The 15,521-nt window shown below is 39.0% G+C and carries 12 protein-coding genes; 6 read left to right on the forward strand and 6 right to left on the reverse strand.

The features are described 5' to 3' along the window. Positions 1–38 precede the first annotated feature (38 nt). Positions 39–3,788 (reverse strand): trifunctional transcriptional regulator/proline dehydrogenase/L-glutamate gamma-semialdehyde dehydrogenase, encoded by a 3,750-nt coding sequence (gene putA / locus AC1M9I_RS00695; protein ID WP_481610534.1) that lies wholly within the window; start codon positions 3,786–3,788, stop codon positions 39–41. Positions 3,789–3,913: 125 nt separating this feature from the next. Between putA and AC1M9I_RS00700 the strand changes: the two genes are divergently transcribed. Then, the gene (locus AC1M9I_RS00700; protein WP_035263751.1) at positions 3,914–4,405 is read left to right on the forward strand and encodes an Lrp/AsnC ligand binding domain-containing protein; all 492 of its coding nucleotides are present in this window, start codon (positions 3,914–3,916) and stop codon (positions 4,403–4,405) included. Between the two features lie 45 nt (positions 4,406–4,450). On the opposite strand, the gene putP is transcribed toward AC1M9I_RS00700, so the two are convergent. Continuing rightward, the gene (putP, locus tag AC1M9I_RS00705) at positions 4,451–5,965 is read right to left on the reverse strand and encodes a sodium/proline symporter PutP (RefSeq protein ID WP_180027777.1); all 1,515 of its coding nucleotides are present in this window, start codon (positions 5,963–5,965) and stop codon (positions 4,451–4,453) included. 369 nt (positions 5,966–6,334) lie between these two features. Between putP and AC1M9I_RS00710 the strand changes: the two genes are divergently transcribed. Both AC1M9I_RS00710 and AC1M9I_RS00715 read left to right on the forward strand, forming a co-directional pair. Further along, entirely contained in the window at positions 6,335–7,792 is a 1,458-nt protein-coding gene (locus tag AC1M9I_RS00710) for an aspartate ammonia-lyase (RefSeq protein ID WP_481594590.1), read from the forward strand. 168 nt (positions 7,793–7,960) lie between these two features. Further along, positions 7,961–8,848 (forward strand): DUF4349 domain-containing protein, encoded by an 888-nt coding sequence (locus AC1M9I_RS00715; RefSeq protein ID WP_481594591.1) that lies wholly within the window; start codon positions 7,961–7,963, stop codon positions 8,846–8,848. A gap of 9 nt (positions 8,849–8,857) precedes the next feature. Here AC1M9I_RS00715 and AC1M9I_RS00720 read toward each other — a convergent pair whose 3' ends face one another. The 3 genes from AC1M9I_RS00720 to AC1M9I_RS00730 form a co-directional block, all read right to left on the reverse strand. Continuing rightward, positions 8,858–9,580, reverse strand: coding sequence for an SIR2 family NAD-dependent protein deacylase (locus tag AC1M9I_RS00720; RefSeq protein WP_481592699.1), 723 nt, complete (start codon positions 9,578–9,580; stop codon positions 8,858–8,860). A 75-nt stretch (positions 9,581–9,655) separates the two neighbouring features. Next, entirely contained in the window at positions 9,656–10,564 is a 909-nt protein-coding gene (locus tag AC1M9I_RS00725) for an alpha/beta fold hydrolase (protein WP_481592698.1), read from the reverse strand. A gap of 11 nt (positions 10,565–10,575) precedes the next feature. Continuing rightward, positions 10,576–11,118 carry a PadR family transcriptional regulator gene (locus AC1M9I_RS00730; protein ID WP_481587528.1) on the reverse strand — a complete coding sequence of 181 codons (543 nt, stop codon included), beginning with the start codon at positions 11,116–11,118 and terminating at the stop codon, positions 10,576–10,578. Positions 11,119–11,256: 138 nt separating this feature from the next. Here AC1M9I_RS00730 and AC1M9I_RS00735 point away from each other — a divergent pair, with 138 nt between their 5' ends. The 3 genes from AC1M9I_RS00735 to AC1M9I_RS00745 all read left to right on the forward strand — a co-directional run bounded on the left by AC1M9I_RS00735 (position 11,257) and on the right by AC1M9I_RS00745 (position 14,987). Further along, positions 11,257–13,281, forward strand: a complete 2,025-nt coding sequence (locus tag AC1M9I_RS00735; RefSeq protein ID WP_481592697.1) for a 2,4-dienoyl-CoA reductase FMN-binding domain-containing protein — start codon at positions 11,257–11,259, stop codon at positions 13,279–13,281. A gap of 146 nt (positions 13,282–13,427) precedes the next feature. After that, positions 13,428–13,835 (forward strand): nuclear transport factor 2 family protein, encoded by a 408-nt coding sequence (locus tag AC1M9I_RS00740; protein WP_481592696.1) that lies wholly within the window; start codon positions 13,428–13,430, stop codon positions 13,833–13,835. Positions 13,836–13,886: 51 nt separating this feature from the next. Then, a complete protein-coding gene (locus AC1M9I_RS00745; protein ID WP_481592695.1) occupies positions 13,887–14,987 on the forward strand; it encodes a YheT family hydrolase in 1,101 nt (366 codons plus the stop codon). A 97-nt stretch (positions 14,988–15,084) separates the two neighbouring features. On the opposite strand, the gene AC1M9I_RS00750 is transcribed toward AC1M9I_RS00745, so the two are convergent. After that, positions 15,085–15,483, reverse strand: coding sequence for an internalin (locus AC1M9I_RS00750; protein ID WP_481588211.1), 399 nt, complete (start codon positions 15,481–15,483; stop codon positions 15,085–15,087). Positions 15,484–15,521 lie beyond the last annotated feature (38 nt).

A 15,521-nucleotide genomic window follows, 5' to 3' on the forward strand; every position in this document is an offset into this window, starting at 1 on the left:
AACCAGTGCAATGCACTGGTTTTTTTGACTCAACAGAATCAAGCTTGCATGGTCATTAGACTCGCATTACCACCTGCAGCTGCGGTATTAATACTAATTGCACGTTCAATAAAGAAGCGTTCTAAAGGAATGTCATAATTACCAGGCTCTAGATGTGTAATTCCGATGATCGGACCTTGTCGCTGAGCCACTTTATCTTGCAATTTTAACAGTTGATTTTTGGTGCCATGATGTAGAATTGCATCAAAACTACCTGTCTCAATATCAGCAATGATGGCGATACGTTGAGCGATTTCTTTAGGCATAGACTGTAAGTATTTTAGAACAAACGTATTCTCGCCTAGAACGGTTGGCTGAGAGCCAACCGCGAGAATGGCATGCAGTTGATGAATCTGATCAATTTCCTGATCTGCCAAGCTTAAAACCCTATGTCTCGGTAACACAACATATTGATTGCTTTCACCTGTTGGTCCTTGTAATTCATAGCTATGTCCGACACAACTTGGTTGAAACTCCTTCATTTGGTAATGAGGAAATGACTTATTGACCCAATCTTTATATTGATTCAATAAATTTTGATGTTCAGTCAAATCAACGCCTTGGCTCGTTGCATAAGGTTGTGCAATTTTTTTATGTGTACATTCATGCATTAACCGATAAATATACATCGGTCCACCAGCTTTTGGACCTGTACCAGATAAACCTTCTCCACCGAAGGGTTGTACACCGACAACAGCACCTACAATGTTGCGGTTAATATAGAGATTTCCAACTTCTGCTTTTGAAATTACGGTTTGTATGGTTTCATCGATCCGTGTGTGTAAGCCCATAGTCAAACCATAGCCTTTGGCATTGATTTGATCAATAAGTCGATCAAGTTCGCCATATTTATAAGTAATGACATGCAATACTGGGCCAAATACTTCACGTTCAAGATCATCTAAATGTGGTAACTCAATCAAAGTCGGCTTAACAAATGTGCCTTGCTTGAGATGAGAGTCATCTTCATCCCACATGAGTTGTTGAACGGGATAACCCAAAGATTTCATTTTATTGATATGTTGATCAATGGTTTGTTTTGCTTCGCGATCAATAACAGGACCGATATCAGTTTTTAATAAACTTGGAATACCGACACGCAATTGCTTCATCGCACCTTTAAGCATTTTGATCACGGTATGCGCATTATCTTCTTGAACACATAAAATTCGCAGTGCTGAACAACGTTGACCTGCACTATCAAATGCTGAGCTGACAACATCTAATACCACCTGTTCAGTCAGGGCAGAAGAATCTACGATCATGGCATTTTGACCGCCAGTCTCTGCAATGAGAGGTATTGATTGACCAAATTGATTCAGTCGTTTTGAAACGGTTTTCTGCAAAATTTTCGCAACCTCAGTTGACCCTGTAAACATAATACCTTGAATACGATGATCACTACTGAGTTGTGCACCCACTGTTTCACCACGTCCGGGCAAGAGCTGTAAGACAGATTGTGGTACGCCAGATTCCCAAAGGATCTGAACTGCAATTGAGGCAATTAAAGGGGTCTGCTCCGCTGGTTTGGCGATTACAGTATTCCCAGTCACAAGTGCCGCCGCGATTTGACCTGTAAAAATTGCCAATGGGAAGTTCCAAGGACTAATACACAATACTGTACCTAAGGGTTGAATAACGGCTTTGTGTTCTAGATCTTTCACTTGTGCTGCGTAGTAGCGTAAGAAATCTACTGCTTCGCGTACTTCAGCAATCGCATTGGCAAATGTTTTACCGCTTTCACGACTGAGCAGAACCATTAGCTCTTCAAGTCGAGACTCCATCACATTGGATGCTGTAATTAAATATTCTGCACGTTGATCTTTTTCTAAATTTCGCCAATCCTGCTGTGCTTCAGTCGCATTAACTAACGCCATTTCCACTTGCATGGCATGAGTTTCCGTCACTTCACCGACAATATCTTGATGGTTTGCAGGATTGAGAATTGCCATTGACTCTGTATCGTGTACGTATTCATCTAATCTCAGACCCATTGGGGTGGCTTTAATTTGAACTTTAGACCATTGTTGATAAGTATGATTCAAATGTTCAAGGTCTTGGTCATTTGCAAGATCAATTCCAAGAGAGTTAGGGCGATGATCAGCATATAAATGTTTCGGATATGGAATAGCAGGGTGCTTTAATCCAACTTTGCCTTCGATTCGACTTGTGACATCAATGGTTTGATGTGGATTTTCAATCAAGTCATCAATTTTGAGTGTTTTATCAGCAATACGATTTACAAAAGACGTGTTTGCACCATTTTCAAGCAATCGTCTAACCAAATAAGCCAAAAGGGTTTCGTGATTTCCGACAGGTGCATAAATTCGGCAAGGTATGCCAAGTTTATCATCTGCTTTAGAACCGACGACTTGTTCATAAAGTGGTTCGCCCATGCCATGTAAACATTGGAATTCGTATTGTCCCTTATAATATTGTTCAGGATTTGCTAAATGATAAATAGTGGCTAAGGTTTGTGCATTATGTGTCGCGAATTGCGGATAAATAAAGTCTGGTTCGGCTAAAAGTTTGCGAGCACATGCAATATAAGATAAATCTGTGTGCACTTTTCGAGTAAAGACAGGATAATCGGTCATGCCTTCAACTTGTGCTTTCTTAATTTCACTGTCCCAATAGGCGCCTTTGACTAAACGAATCATTAAACGTTTTTGACTACGCTTAGCTAAATCAATGATGTAATCGACCACGTAAAAACATCTTTTTTGATAAGCTTGAATCACAAATCCAATGCCTTTCCAGCTATTCAATTTCGGTTCGAAACATAAGCGTTCAAGAAGTTCCAATGAAATTTCCAGACGATCAGTTTCTTCAGCATCGATATTTAGACCAATATCATATTGTTTCGCTAGAACCGCTAGATTAAAGACTTTGTGATAAAGCTCATCGTGTACACGGTCAATTTGCGAGCGTTGATAACGTGAATGAAGTGCTGAAAGTTTGATTGAGATACCGGGGCCTTCGTAAACATCTTTGTCAGACGATGCCTTACCAATCGCATGAATCGCATTTGTATAATCTTGATAATAGCGCTCCGCATCATGATCTGTAAGTGCTGCTTCACCTAACATATCATATGAGTAACGGAAGCCTTGTTCTTCTAATCGTTCGGCATTATTTAACGCCTCATCAATGGTTTCACCTGTAACAAACTGTTCACCCATCATACGCATAGCAACATCAACGGCTTTGCGAATAATGCCACGGCCACTTCGTGCCAAGATGCCTGTGAGTAGACCAGATAAACTATTTGCTTTAGGTGTTTCCATTAATTTACCGGTCAACATTAAGCCCCATGCTGCCGCGTTTACAAACATTAGGCTGCTTTGACCTAAATGATCTTTCCAATTGCCTTGGTTGATTTTGTCTTTGATCAATAAGTCACGTGTTGCTTTATCAGGGATACGTAACAGCGCTTCAGCTAAACACATGAGCGCAATACCTTCTTGTGAAGATAATGAAAATTCTTGTAATAAACCCTGTACAATGCCTGCTTTGCCCGCTGACCCTTTACGTTCACGTAATGAATGCGCTAAATTGAAGGCTAATTGATAAATTTTGTCTGAAATTTCTTGATCAATCTCGGTCTGTTCGAGAAGTGTTTCGACACATTCAGATTCATCACGGCGCCATGCACGATTTATTTCTAATTCTAGATCTGATTTATCTTTAAATTCAGTAATGTCTTGAATGTCTATTGGGCGAGAAAGGGGTGAGCTAAGTTGTTCCATGAGATATACGCCAGCGTCCTGTGACAATGAAATAGATTTATCTTTAAGGTTTATTTAATTTATAATTACAGAAAATATGGTGCATAACTCACTATAATTAGAGTTAAATTTAGAGAATAATTCGCATGCAGACTCAAATGATGACGTTGGATCGTACAGATTTAAAAATTTTAGATATCTTGCAAAAAGATGGGCGTCTATCAAATATAAAACTTGCTGAAATGGTCAATCTTTCTCCCACAGCAGCGCTTGCTCGAGTACAAAAACTAACCAAAGATGGATATATTACAGGTTATGAAGCCAAGTTAAATCCAGATCTGCTGAATCGAAGTTTTGTGGTATTTGTCGAAATTTTATTAGATAAAACAACTCCAAATGTATTAGAAGAATTTTCTGATGCAGTGAGAAGTTACCCTGAAATTGTTGAATGTCACATGATCAGCGGTGGGTTTGATTTTGTAGTTAAAATTCGTTGCGCCAACATGGAAGAGTTTCGTAAGATCTCTGGACAGGTTTTATGGCAACTGCCTGGCATCAAAGAAACCCGTAGCTATCCAGTGATGGAAGTTATTAAGGAATCTTCGCAAGTGCAACTTAAGCAAACATTTAAAAAGTAAATGTATAAGAAAGGGGCTATAAGCCCCTTAATTTTTTATTTCTCATTACCTTCCATTTTTGATTTCTTGCATTTCAATTTCATATTTCTGTTGAGCTTCATCAAAACGGTCAGTCACATCTTGCGCTGGCGGGCGGCCTAATAAACTCACCACCATAATACTCACCCAAGATAAAATAAAGCCAGGAATGATTTCATAGACGCCAGTATCAGCCATGGTGTTTTTCCATACAATGACGGTAACAGCACCAACAATCATACCTGCCAATGCACCATTGATGGTCATTCGTTTCCAGAAGAGAGAAAGGATAATCAGTGGTCCAAATGCTGCACCAAAGCCAGCCCACGCATAAGCAACTAAACCGAGTACCTTGCTGTTCGGATTCATTGCAAGGAAGATTGCCATAATCGCAACGATTAATACCATCAAACGACCTACCCAAACCAGCTCGGTTTGTGAGGCAGATTTACGAATAAATGCTTTGTATAAGTCTTCTGTAAGCGTGGTAGAGCATACCAATAGTTGGCAGCTTAGGGTACTCATCACTGCAGCAAGAATCGCGGCAAGAATCACTCCTGCAACCCATGGATTAAATAAGATTTTAGTTAATTCCATGAAGACTGTTTCAGGATTTGCATTGACTGCAGCACCGAGTTGAGGAAACGTATCAAAGTAAGCGATTCCGAAATAACCGACAGCGACTGCACCACCAAGACATAGAATCATCCATGTCATTCCAATTCGACGTGCAGCTGGAATAGACTTCACGGAATCTGCTGCCATAAAGCGCACAAGAATATGTGGTTGACCAAAGTAGCCAAGTCCCCATGCCATTGAAGATAAAATTGCTACAGTGCTGAGATCTGAAAGTAAATTATTCGCTAATGGGCGTGCGGATTCCACAATGACACTAACTTGCTGAGCATTTTCACCAATGGCTAAATAGGTCATTACTGGAGCAAGTAAAAGCGCAAAGATCATCAAGCCTGCTTGGAATGTATCTGTCCAACTGATGGCTAAGAAACCGCCAATACAGACATAACTAATCGTTGCCACTGCTCCAATCCATAGGGCTGTGTTGTAATCCCAACCAAATAGGCTTTCAAATAAACGTGCACCTGCGACCATGCCAGAGGCACAATAAATTGCAAAAAAAATCAAAATTACAAAAGCTGAGATGATACGAAGAACTTTTTTCCGATCACCAAAGCGGCTGGTGAAATAGTCGGGGAGAGTCAATGCGTTATGTTGTATTTCGGTATGAACACGTAGACGACCCGCGACCAACAGCCAGTTCAACCAAGCACCGATAATTAAACCAATGGCAATCCAAGCTTCGGATAAACCTGAGAGATAAATTGCACCAGGTAGGCCCATGAGTAACCAGCCACTCATATCTGATGCACCTGCGGATAATGCAGTGACGACACTGCCTAAACTCCGACCACCTAAAATATAATCATCAAAATTATTCGTGGCTTTGTAGGCATAAAGCCCAATGCCAAGCATCGCCACAATATAAAAAATAAATGTGATTAGCGTAGGATTTAATTGGCTCATTGCTATGCCATCCTTTGTCTGTCCTAAATGACCATCTTTCCGAGATGAATTTTTAATCGAATTATTCGAGGAGCTGATTCAAGCATGTTTTGAAAATTACGCTCTGTTACATTTGAGTGAGATTTATAGTCGTTTAGTGAAACTGAATGTAATTTTAGTTACAAAGACTATTTTTTCAAAAAAAGTTTACTTTGAGGTTTAAAACAATTCTATAAATGATTGTCTTTAACATAAAGTTACATTAGTCACTTAAACAGCGAAGTTGTAATTTTTTATTGCATAAAGAAGTATTAAATCAATAGTGAAAATAAGCATGAAGCCTATCATCGATATTGCATGATAATGGTGCATTATTGTTGAGTAATAAAAGTGTCTACGGTTGAATTTGATAAAACAAGAATAGAGCGGGATCTGCTCGGTGAAAAAGCGGTTCCTTTCGATCGTTACTATGGGATTCATACCCTACGTGCGATGGAGAATTTTCAGATTTCGCATCAACAGATAGGTGAAAACATACATTTTATTCGTGCATTGGCACAGGTTAAAAAAGCATCAGCACAGACAAATTTAAAATTTTCCAAATTGAGTCAAGACGTCAGTCAAGCGATTCAATGGGCTTGTGATCAATTGATTGAGCAGCCTGAAAGCTGGAAATCTTCATTTCCAATTGATATTTATCAGGGTGGAGCTGGAACTTCTATTAATATGAATAGTAATGAAGTGGTGGCTAACCTTGCACTCGAGCATCTCGGCTTGCCAAAAGGTCAATATGATGTAATTCATCCAAACGACCATGTGAATAAATCGCAATCGACCAATGATGTTTATCCCACTGCATTGAGATTAGCAACATATTACAGTTTAGAAGATTTATTGTCTCAAGTGCGCTCATTAATCGCTGCTATTGAGATCAAAGCATCTGAATTTCAACACGTAATTAAAATGGGGCGAACTCAACTCCAAGATGCTGTACCTATGACACTCGGACAAGAGTTTCGTGCATTTGCGACGCTATTAAAAGAAGACTATCGCCTCATCCAAAAGATGCGTCATTTACTGCTAGAAATAAATTTGGGTGCGACTGCGATTGGAACGGGTGTGAACACACCTCATGGATATGCACAAGAAGTGGTTCAAAAGCTTTCTCAAATTACTGGATTGAAATTACAAGGTGCTGAAGACTATGTTGAAGCCACCAGTGATTGTGGCGTATTTATTATTCTATCAAGTACTTTAAAGCGTTTAGCCGTCAAGCTCTCAAAAATTTGTAATGACCTGCGCTTATTAAGTTCAGGGCCTCGTACGGGATTAGCTGAAATTAGATTACCTGAATTACAAGCTGGCTCATCCATTATGCCTGCGAAAATCAATCCAGTTATTCCTGAAGTAGTGAATCAAATTGCTTTTAAAGTCATTGGTAATGATTTGACAGTGACCATGGCAGCTGAAGCGGGGCAATTACAATTAAATGTCATGGAACCTGTAATTGCACTGACCATGAATGAATCAACCAATTTATTAATTCAAGCAATGCAAACACTTGAAAACAAGTGTATTCAAGGTATTACTGCAAATGAACAGACTTGTTACGATGCAGTGATGCGAAGTGTTGGTATCGTCACATTATTAGATCCGATTCTAGGTCATGCCAAATGTGATGAAATTGGGAAGGTTTGTCTTGCAGAAAATAAAACCATTCAGCAAGTTGTCATTGAGCAGAATCTTTTGACGCAAGAGCAGTTAAATCAAATTTTCTCTTTTGAAAATTTAGTGTCTGAGATCGCGGGTCATGTTGTCGATGATATGAACATGGACAAAGTAAGTTAATAGAGTAGGTAGAATCTGAAAGTCAATTGAATATAAATTGATGGCATATTTCATTCAATGAGGTATGCCATTTTCATTGAAACTTTTAAGTATAATTTCTTAATTGAATGTTTATAATAATTAAAATTATGAGCCATAAATACAAACATTATAATTTAGAGAAAATGAATGAAAAGAATAGTAATAAGCACGCTGCTGTGTTCGATGTTGCTGGCATCCTGTTCAAAAAAAATAGAGGAACATTCTGCTGAAGCAGTTCAAGAAAATACTGCTGATACGCAAGTTGATATGCAAGAAGCGGCTGAACCAAATACTTTGCCCGTCCAGGAGCAAAAACCTGAGGTCATATTAAATCAAGAGGTTAATCCAGTTGAACTGACTCGTCGTATGGTTCGAGAGGCGCAAGTTAACTTTACTGTTAAAGATGTGGTGAAAAGCAGTTTAGAGATAGAAAAAATAACCCTTGAAGCTGGCGGATTTATTGAAAGAAAAGATATTGATTTCAATGTGGTTGATCTTAAACGTCAGAATATTTCAGAAGGCAAAGTAAAAGTATTTGAAAAAGTTGAACCTGTATCTTTTATGGTGCTACGTGTACCGAGTGAGCGTGCCCCACATGTTGTTAATCAACTTTTACCTTTAATGTTTTTTTTGAATCAGCAACGCTATAGTGCACAACGTTTTGAATTGAAGCTTCTCCAAGAAAAAATGAATCAAGCACAGACTATTTCAAGTCAAGCACGACCAGCTCATTTGAATGAAATCACACGGCTCACTCAACTCGAAGTTCAAGACCGTGTTAAATTCAGTACGATCAGTTTACAACTGAATCAACCAACACTAGTCCGAGAAAGGGTTGATATTGATATTGATGCAGTGGCGCGATTAAATGGTGATCACTTTATTCAGCGTGCTTGGAATAGCATCAAATATGGCTGGCAATTTGTGCTCGATCTTTTGGTGTTTTTATTAATGATTTGGCCTTTGTATTTGATTGTCTTAATTGGCTTCTTGTTATATCGATGGTTAAAACCTTATTTTGATAAACTCAAATAAGCCCATGCCTCAATTTGGCTGAACTGAAGAAAGAAGTTTGGCCAAATCTTGCATTCCTTCGGTTGCTGATTTTGAGATACATGTATAGTGTTGTGGCACACGGCCGAGATCGGCTTTAGGGTCGATATAATACGCATCACAACTTGGTGAAATACTGTGTACTAAGCCTGCAACAGGATAAACAGCTAAGCTCGTTCCAATCACAACAAAGATTTCAGCTTGCTGGCAAATCACTTCTGCTTCTTCAAAAGCGGGAACGGATTCACCAAACCATACGACATGTGGACGAAGTGGGTATCCAGCGTCACAAAAGTCACGAGAAATATCCAGTTCAGTACCTTCAATTGTGTAAAATTTGTCTGTGAATTGAGCATCTGGCCCCGAGGTTTTGGCGAGTCTTATATTTCCATGAAGATGCAGTACTTTTTTGCTTCCAGCGCGTTCATGTAAGTCATCAATATTCTGCGTGATCACATGTACATCAAAATGTTGCTCAAGTGCTGCAATCGCAAGATGTGCTGCATTAGGTTCAGATGCTAAAATTTTTTTTCGCCGTTCATTGTAAAAGCGCTGTACTAAAACAGGATTGTTACGCCAAGCTTCGGGCGTTGCGACATCCTCTATGCGATGGTTTTCCCAAAGTCCATCGCTATCTCGAAATGTATTGATACCACTTTCAGCACTCATACCAGCACCCGAAAAAATCACAAGCTTTGTTTTAGACTGATTCATCCAATCTCCATCCTATTGATTTTGTGCCCACGTATGACGTCTGGATCAACTTAATATTCAAATATTCATTAGAGCTTATATAGTTTGATTCAGAAATTTAGAAATTTCTTGTACGAATTTAATGGGTTCATTGATCAAAGGCGTATGCCCTGAGCGCTCAAACAGTACGATACGATGATTTTTAACCGATTCAGCAATGAGCTTTTGCCCTTGCGCTGGATAGAGTGCGGATTTAGCGCCGATAAAAAAAGTTGCTGGACATTCTAACTTTGAGATCGATGCTCTGTAATCTTCTTTATGGTTTAGATAGTTGTCAATGTACCAACGCATATAGTCGAGACGTTGCATAGGGAGGATTAACTTTTGAATTTTCGGTTGATTGAGTGTTGTTTTAAAAATTTTAGCGCTCAATTGATGATTATCTTGTAAAGATAAAAACTTAACCCAAAGCTCGACTAATTCGCGGCTTAAGTGAGTAGGTAATTTACTCAGGTTTTGATAATTTTCATGTTGATGTAAAAAAGAAGAAAGTTCGATGAGTAGCTTTTTGAACTCTGGATAGCGATCGCCCAATAGCCCGAAACTCCAAGTTTCATCAGAAGGTATTTTAGGGGTTTGATCAATATGCAAGTATGCTTGGATTTGATCAGCAAATTGACCATATTGCATACCATGCATGGCAGTAGTTGCCCCCATAGAATAAGCAATCACTCTATATTGTTGTCTAGGGCGTTGACTGATCAATGCCTGAATATCGTTCCAGTGACTTGAAATAGCATCAGTATCTGGAATTTTACAATGCTTAGACCCACCAAAACCGCGCCAGTCAGGAATAATGAATTTATATTTCTTTAAATTAAGTGCAAAAAAAGGAATCCATTGCCAACTTTGCATTCCTAAACCAGATAGCACCAAAACAGGTTCACCTTGACCAATTTCACGAACATATAATTTTTCGTCATCTTGCATGGTATAAAATGGCATAGATATATCCTTTATTTTGTATTCATTATTTTCAATTGTGGAATTACACGTTCTAACCAACTGATCCAACCTTGCTCTAATTCAATGCCTAATTGAAGAATCATTTTGTGAATATAGAGTGTACGGTCATCATTATCTTTATTAGCAAAATCTTTATCGTAAATCGCTTGATATATTTTTAACTTATTTTTATGAATCTCTAAATGAGATTCCAATTCTGTCAACACATTATTACCACCTAGTTGTGCTTCAGCTCTTAAACGCACCATCAATTCTTCTCTGAGTTGGGCAGGCTCACTATGCTGTACCATCCAATTGGCAAGTTCAGTTCGACCTAGAGCATCAACTTTATATTTTTTCTTTCTCGAGTTGGGATCGCCTTCATCAATAGTCGAAATCCAACCTTTTTTTTGCATAGCATTGAGTTCACGATAGATTTGTTGGTGAGTTGCATTCCAAAAGAATCCCATAGAACGGTCAAAGCGACGCGCAAGTTCAATACCTGTACTTGGTTTTTCAATGAGACTGGTCAACAAAACATGTGCTAAAGACATAAATCATATATCGTAAAATCTTGAATCAACTTTATTATGCAACATGTTGCATAAAAAGCAAAATTAGAATATATATTTATGCAACAAGTTGCATGAAGCACACAATAATAGCAAGCAAACGCGAGCCATGAGGTCAGAATGTCAAATTATCCAAACTTACTTGCACCACTAGATTTAGGTTTTACCACTTTAAAAAATCGTGTATTGATGGGTTCAATGCACGTAGGTTTAGAAGAGGTTGAAGGTGGCTATGAACGTATGGCCGCATTTTATGCTGAGCGTGCTCAAGGACAGGTCGGTCTTATCGTGACGGGGGGGATTTCACCCAACGATGCTGGTGTGACTTTTGCTGGAGGGTCAAAATTAGACTCGATTGCTGAAGCTGAGAAACATAAAATCATTACACAAGCAGTACATGATGCTGGCGGTAAGATTGCAATGCAGATTTTGCATACTGGTCGATATTCATATCAGCCTGAAAATGTTGCGCCATCAGCAATTCAAGCACCAATTAATCCAGTTAAACCTCATGCTTTAAGCTCGGCTGAAGTTCATCAAACCATTGATGATTTTGCTAACTGTGCAAAGCTGGCTCAATATGCAGGTTATGATGGTGTTGAGATTATGGGGTCTGAAGGTTACCTCATCAATGAATTTATCGCAGCACGTACCAATCACCGTGATGACGAATGGGGTGGGAGTTATGAAAACCGCATTCGTTTGCCGATTGAAATTGTAAAACGTACCCGTGCAGAGGTGGGTGAAAACTTTATTATCATTTATAGACTTTCGATGCTCGACTTGGTTGAGGGCGGTTCAACGCTTGAGGAGGTCATCCATCTTGCAAAAGAAATTGAGAAAGCTGGCGCAACCATCATTAATACAGGTATTGGTTGGCATGAAGCGCGTATACCCACGATTGCAACGAAAGTACCTCGAGCAGCATTTACATGGGTGACAGAAAAGCTAAAAGGTGAAGTCAATATTCCATTGATTACCTCAAATCGTATCAATACCCCTGAAATGGCTGAACACGTGTTAGCTTCAGGTCATGCAGATATGATTTCTATGGCTCGCCCAATGCTTGCAGATGCAGAATTTGTACTAAAAGCTGAACAGGGTAGAAGTGACGAAATCAACACGTGTATTGGCTGTAACCAAGCGTGTTTGGATCATATTTTTTCACTCAGAATTGCGTCATGCTTAGTTAATCCACGTGCATGCCATGAAACTGAACTCATTTTTAAAGAAACCCATACGCCTAAAAAAATTGCTGTCATTGGTGCAGGTCCTGCAGGATTGAGTTTTGCTACTTATGCAGCTGACCGTGGTCATCAGGTCATCATCTTTGAAGCAACCGATCAAATTGGGGGGCAATTCAATATTGCAAAAACGATTCCAGGAAAGGAGGAATTTTATGAGACATTGCGTTACTTTAAGCGAAAAATTGAGTTGCAGCCTTTAATTCAATTAAAACTTAATCATACTGCAACTTTTGAAGAGCTTAATACAGATCAGTTTGATGAAATTGTAGTCGCTACAGGTGTGACACCTCGACATTTAGATATTGAAGGAATTGATCATCCAAAAGTGTTGTCTTATATCGAAGTTTTAAGAGAGAAAAAATCAGTCGGACAGCGTGTTGCGATTATTGGTGCTGGTGGTATTGGTTTTGATACTGCTGAGTATCTAACCCATGAGGGGGAAAGTGGAAGCTTGAATCCTCAAAAATTTTATGATGAATGGGGAATTGATACATCTTATTCTAATGTAGGAGGTTTAAAACCTGCTCAAGTAGAACAGCCATCACGTGAAATCTACTTATTACAACGTAAAGCCACTTCAGTTGGTGCAGGCTTGGGTAAAACGACGGGTTGGATTCATCGTACTGGATTAAAAAATCGCGATGTAAAAATGATTCCAGGTGCAACGTATAACAAAATTGATGACCAAGGCTTACATATCACAATCAACGAACAAACTACCGTCTTAGACGTGGATCATGTGGTGATTTGTGCAGGTCAAGAATCATATACGGCTATGTTTGATCAACTTGAGCAGGCAGGTAAAAAAGTTCATTTAATTGGTGGGGCGAAAGAAGCGGGTGAGCTAGATGCAAAACGTGCGATTCGTCAAGGTGCTGAATTGGCTGCCAAGATTTAAGCCAGAAAATTTCTCTCCTGTATTCTAGATGAAAGTGCGAGAAGAGGATTTGGAGAGGGTACTTAATTGAATGAGACCTCTCCTTGACGCAGTATTCTCCCTTTTCTTCTAAAAGATTGGACTGATACAACAAAAAGGACGTAACAATGACACTCGAAACCACACAAAAATCTATTCAACGTTGGCACCACATGCTTGAAACGCGTGATTTAAGTCTATTGAATGAGCTTTTGTCTGAAAAAGTCGTATTTAAATCACCTGTCGCATTTAAGCCTTATCCAGGCAAACAGGTTGTTACTTTTATTTTGAGCAATGTGATTGAGATCTTTGAAAATTTTCGTTATCACCGTGAGTTCTATACAGCAGATGGGCTTAGTGTTGTGCTCGAATTTTCTGCAAATGTCGGTGAAAAAACATTAAAAGGAATTGATATGATCCAGTTTAATGAGCAAGGTCAAATTGTTGACTTTGAAGTGATGATTCGGCCTAAAAGTGGCTTAGAGGCTTTGGCGTTGCAAATGGGTCAACGTATGGCTCAATTTCTACCAAAATAAATTAGGCATGTTTTTGGCTTATGAATTGGAGTAAGTAAATTCGGAGTCTGTATGAATCTTAATCAGCGTTTCAAGTGGATGCAAGAATTCACTCAAACCCAACTTGATCATTTTACTGGTGCAGCTATACCTTCAATCTATTTTAATCCGCAAGGTGAGTTAGCGCATGTGATTTCAAACTTGAAACGTTTGCATTATAAATATAGACCAACGCCGTGGCTCTCGAATACGCATGCTCACTTGGTGTATTTTGATAAAATTCGAAAGAAAACCGTAAAATTAGAATATGACTTCATTGAACAGTTAACAATGTCTGATGGGGGAACGACGGGTATTGCTTGGTATGGCATGCATCTTTCTGCGGAAACGCCAACTATTTTAGTGCTACATACCATTACTGGAAGCCCAGCCAGTATGAGAGAATTGGTCAGAGACTTACATCAAGTAACTGGTTGGCGTATCGCATTGTGTTTAAGACGAGGGCATGCGGGTCTACCACTTTCAGTTCCTAAAATTAATCTTTTTGGAAACACGCAAGATCTAAGAGAGCAGATTGAACATATTCAACAGCGCTTACCATATTCTAAATTGTATGCAGTTGGGTCTTCAGCAGGAACTGGATTATTGGTTAGATATTTAGGTGAGGAAGAAAGCTCCACACCAATTCAAGCGGCTTTCGCACTTTGTCCTGGATACAATACGGAAACTGGGTTTTCAAATGTTCATCCTTTTTATAGCCGTTTGATGGCAAAAAAGTTAAATGCACATTTTTTAAAACCGTATGAGCAACATTGGCGAAATTTAGAAAGTTTAAAGCAACTGAGTGTTGCTAAAGATTTATTTGATTTTGAAAAAACATATTATCAGTTCGCTGGATTTGAAAATTATGACGCATATTGTAAAGCGACAAATCCCATCTATGTCTTTGAGAAGATTAGAGTGCCGTTGATGATTTTAAATTCGGAAGACGATCCAGTATGCCATATCCGCAATTTAGAGCCTTATAAAGAAGTGATTCAACATATGCCGAACATGGCAGTAGTGACCACAAAAAAAGGAAGCCATTGCTGTTTCTATGAAGGTAATAAAAATCCAGAATCTTGGGCACACAAATTAATTGCAGAATTTTTTTTAGAATTAGAGAAAGCCTGACAATTTTTGTTGTTTATAAATGAATAACAATTTGACTTTCATTCATGTTGACATTAAAAAACCGAGTCTTGTCACTCGGTTTTTTTAAATTCGAAAATTAGTTTTCTAAAGCAGGGGTAGCAGCAGCAATAGCAGCGGCAACAGCATCATCTTCAGATTGAGAACCACCTGTTGATGCACTTGGAGAAGGTGTAGGGCGTTCTACATTTTCAACAGCTGGTGCTGGCGCAGGATTCGTTTGTGCAGGAGCATCACGGTATTCACGACGAATAGTCGCTGACGTATTGTTTGTCTCCTGATGCTCAATTTCAACTTGAGTTGGTGGTTCAGGTTCGATTTCTGGTTCAGAAATCTCTATGTTCTCAATTTGTTCTGCCTGTTCAGTTGTTTCAACAGTTTGTTCCTGTTCTTCTTCCTTAGGCGCTTCTTTTTTTACACATGCAGTAACGAGAAGTGCAGATAAGATTGCACCACCGATTAAAAGTTTTTTATTCATAGTTGCTCAAAACAAACTAGCTAGATCGACTGACGTAG

It is taken from the genome of Acinetobacter sp. ANC_7553, from assembly GCF_056779895.1.

Excerpts from the sequence above, each read along its gene's own strand:
- AC1M9I_RS00750 (WP_481588211.1), bottom strand. The coding sequence starts at position 15,483 with ATGAATAAAAAACTTTTAATCGGTGGTGCAATCTTATCTGCACTTCTC.
- AC1M9I_RS00720 (WP_481592699.1), bottom strand. The coding sequence starts at position 9,580 with ATGAATCAGTCTAAAACAAAGCTTGTGATTTTTTCGGGTGCTGGTATG.
- putP (WP_180027777.1), bottom strand. The coding sequence starts at position 5,965 with ATGAGCCAATTAAATCCTACGCTAATCACATTTATTTTTTATATTGTG.
- putA (WP_481610534.1), bottom strand. The coding sequence starts at position 3,788 with ATGGAACAACTTAGCTCACCCCTTTCTCGCCCAATAGACATTCAAGAC.
- AC1M9I_RS00730 (WP_481587528.1), bottom strand. The coding sequence starts at position 11,118 with ATGTCTTTAGCACATGTTTTGTTGACCAGTCTCATTGAAAAACCAAGT.
- AC1M9I_RS00745 (WP_481592695.1), top strand. The coding sequence starts at position 13,887 with ATGAATCTTAATCAGCGTTTCAAGTGGATGCAAGAATTCACTCAAACC.
- AC1M9I_RS00740 (WP_481592696.1), top strand. The coding sequence starts at position 13,428 with ATGACACTCGAAACCACACAAAAATCTATTCAACGTTGGCACCACATG.
- AC1M9I_RS00735 (WP_481592697.1), top strand. The coding sequence starts at position 11,257 with ATGTCAAATTATCCAAACTTACTTGCACCACTAGATTTAGGTTTTACC.
- AC1M9I_RS00725 (WP_481592698.1), bottom strand. The coding sequence starts at position 10,564 with ATGCCATTTTATACCATGCAAGATGACGAAAAATTATATGTTCGTGAA.
- AC1M9I_RS00715 (WP_481594591.1), top strand. The coding sequence starts at position 7,961 with ATGAAAAGAATAGTAATAAGCACGCTGCTGTGTTCGATGTTGCTGGCA.
- AC1M9I_RS00700 (WP_035263751.1), top strand. The coding sequence starts at position 3,914 with ATGCAGACTCAAATGATGACGTTGGATCGTACAGATTTAAAAATTTTA.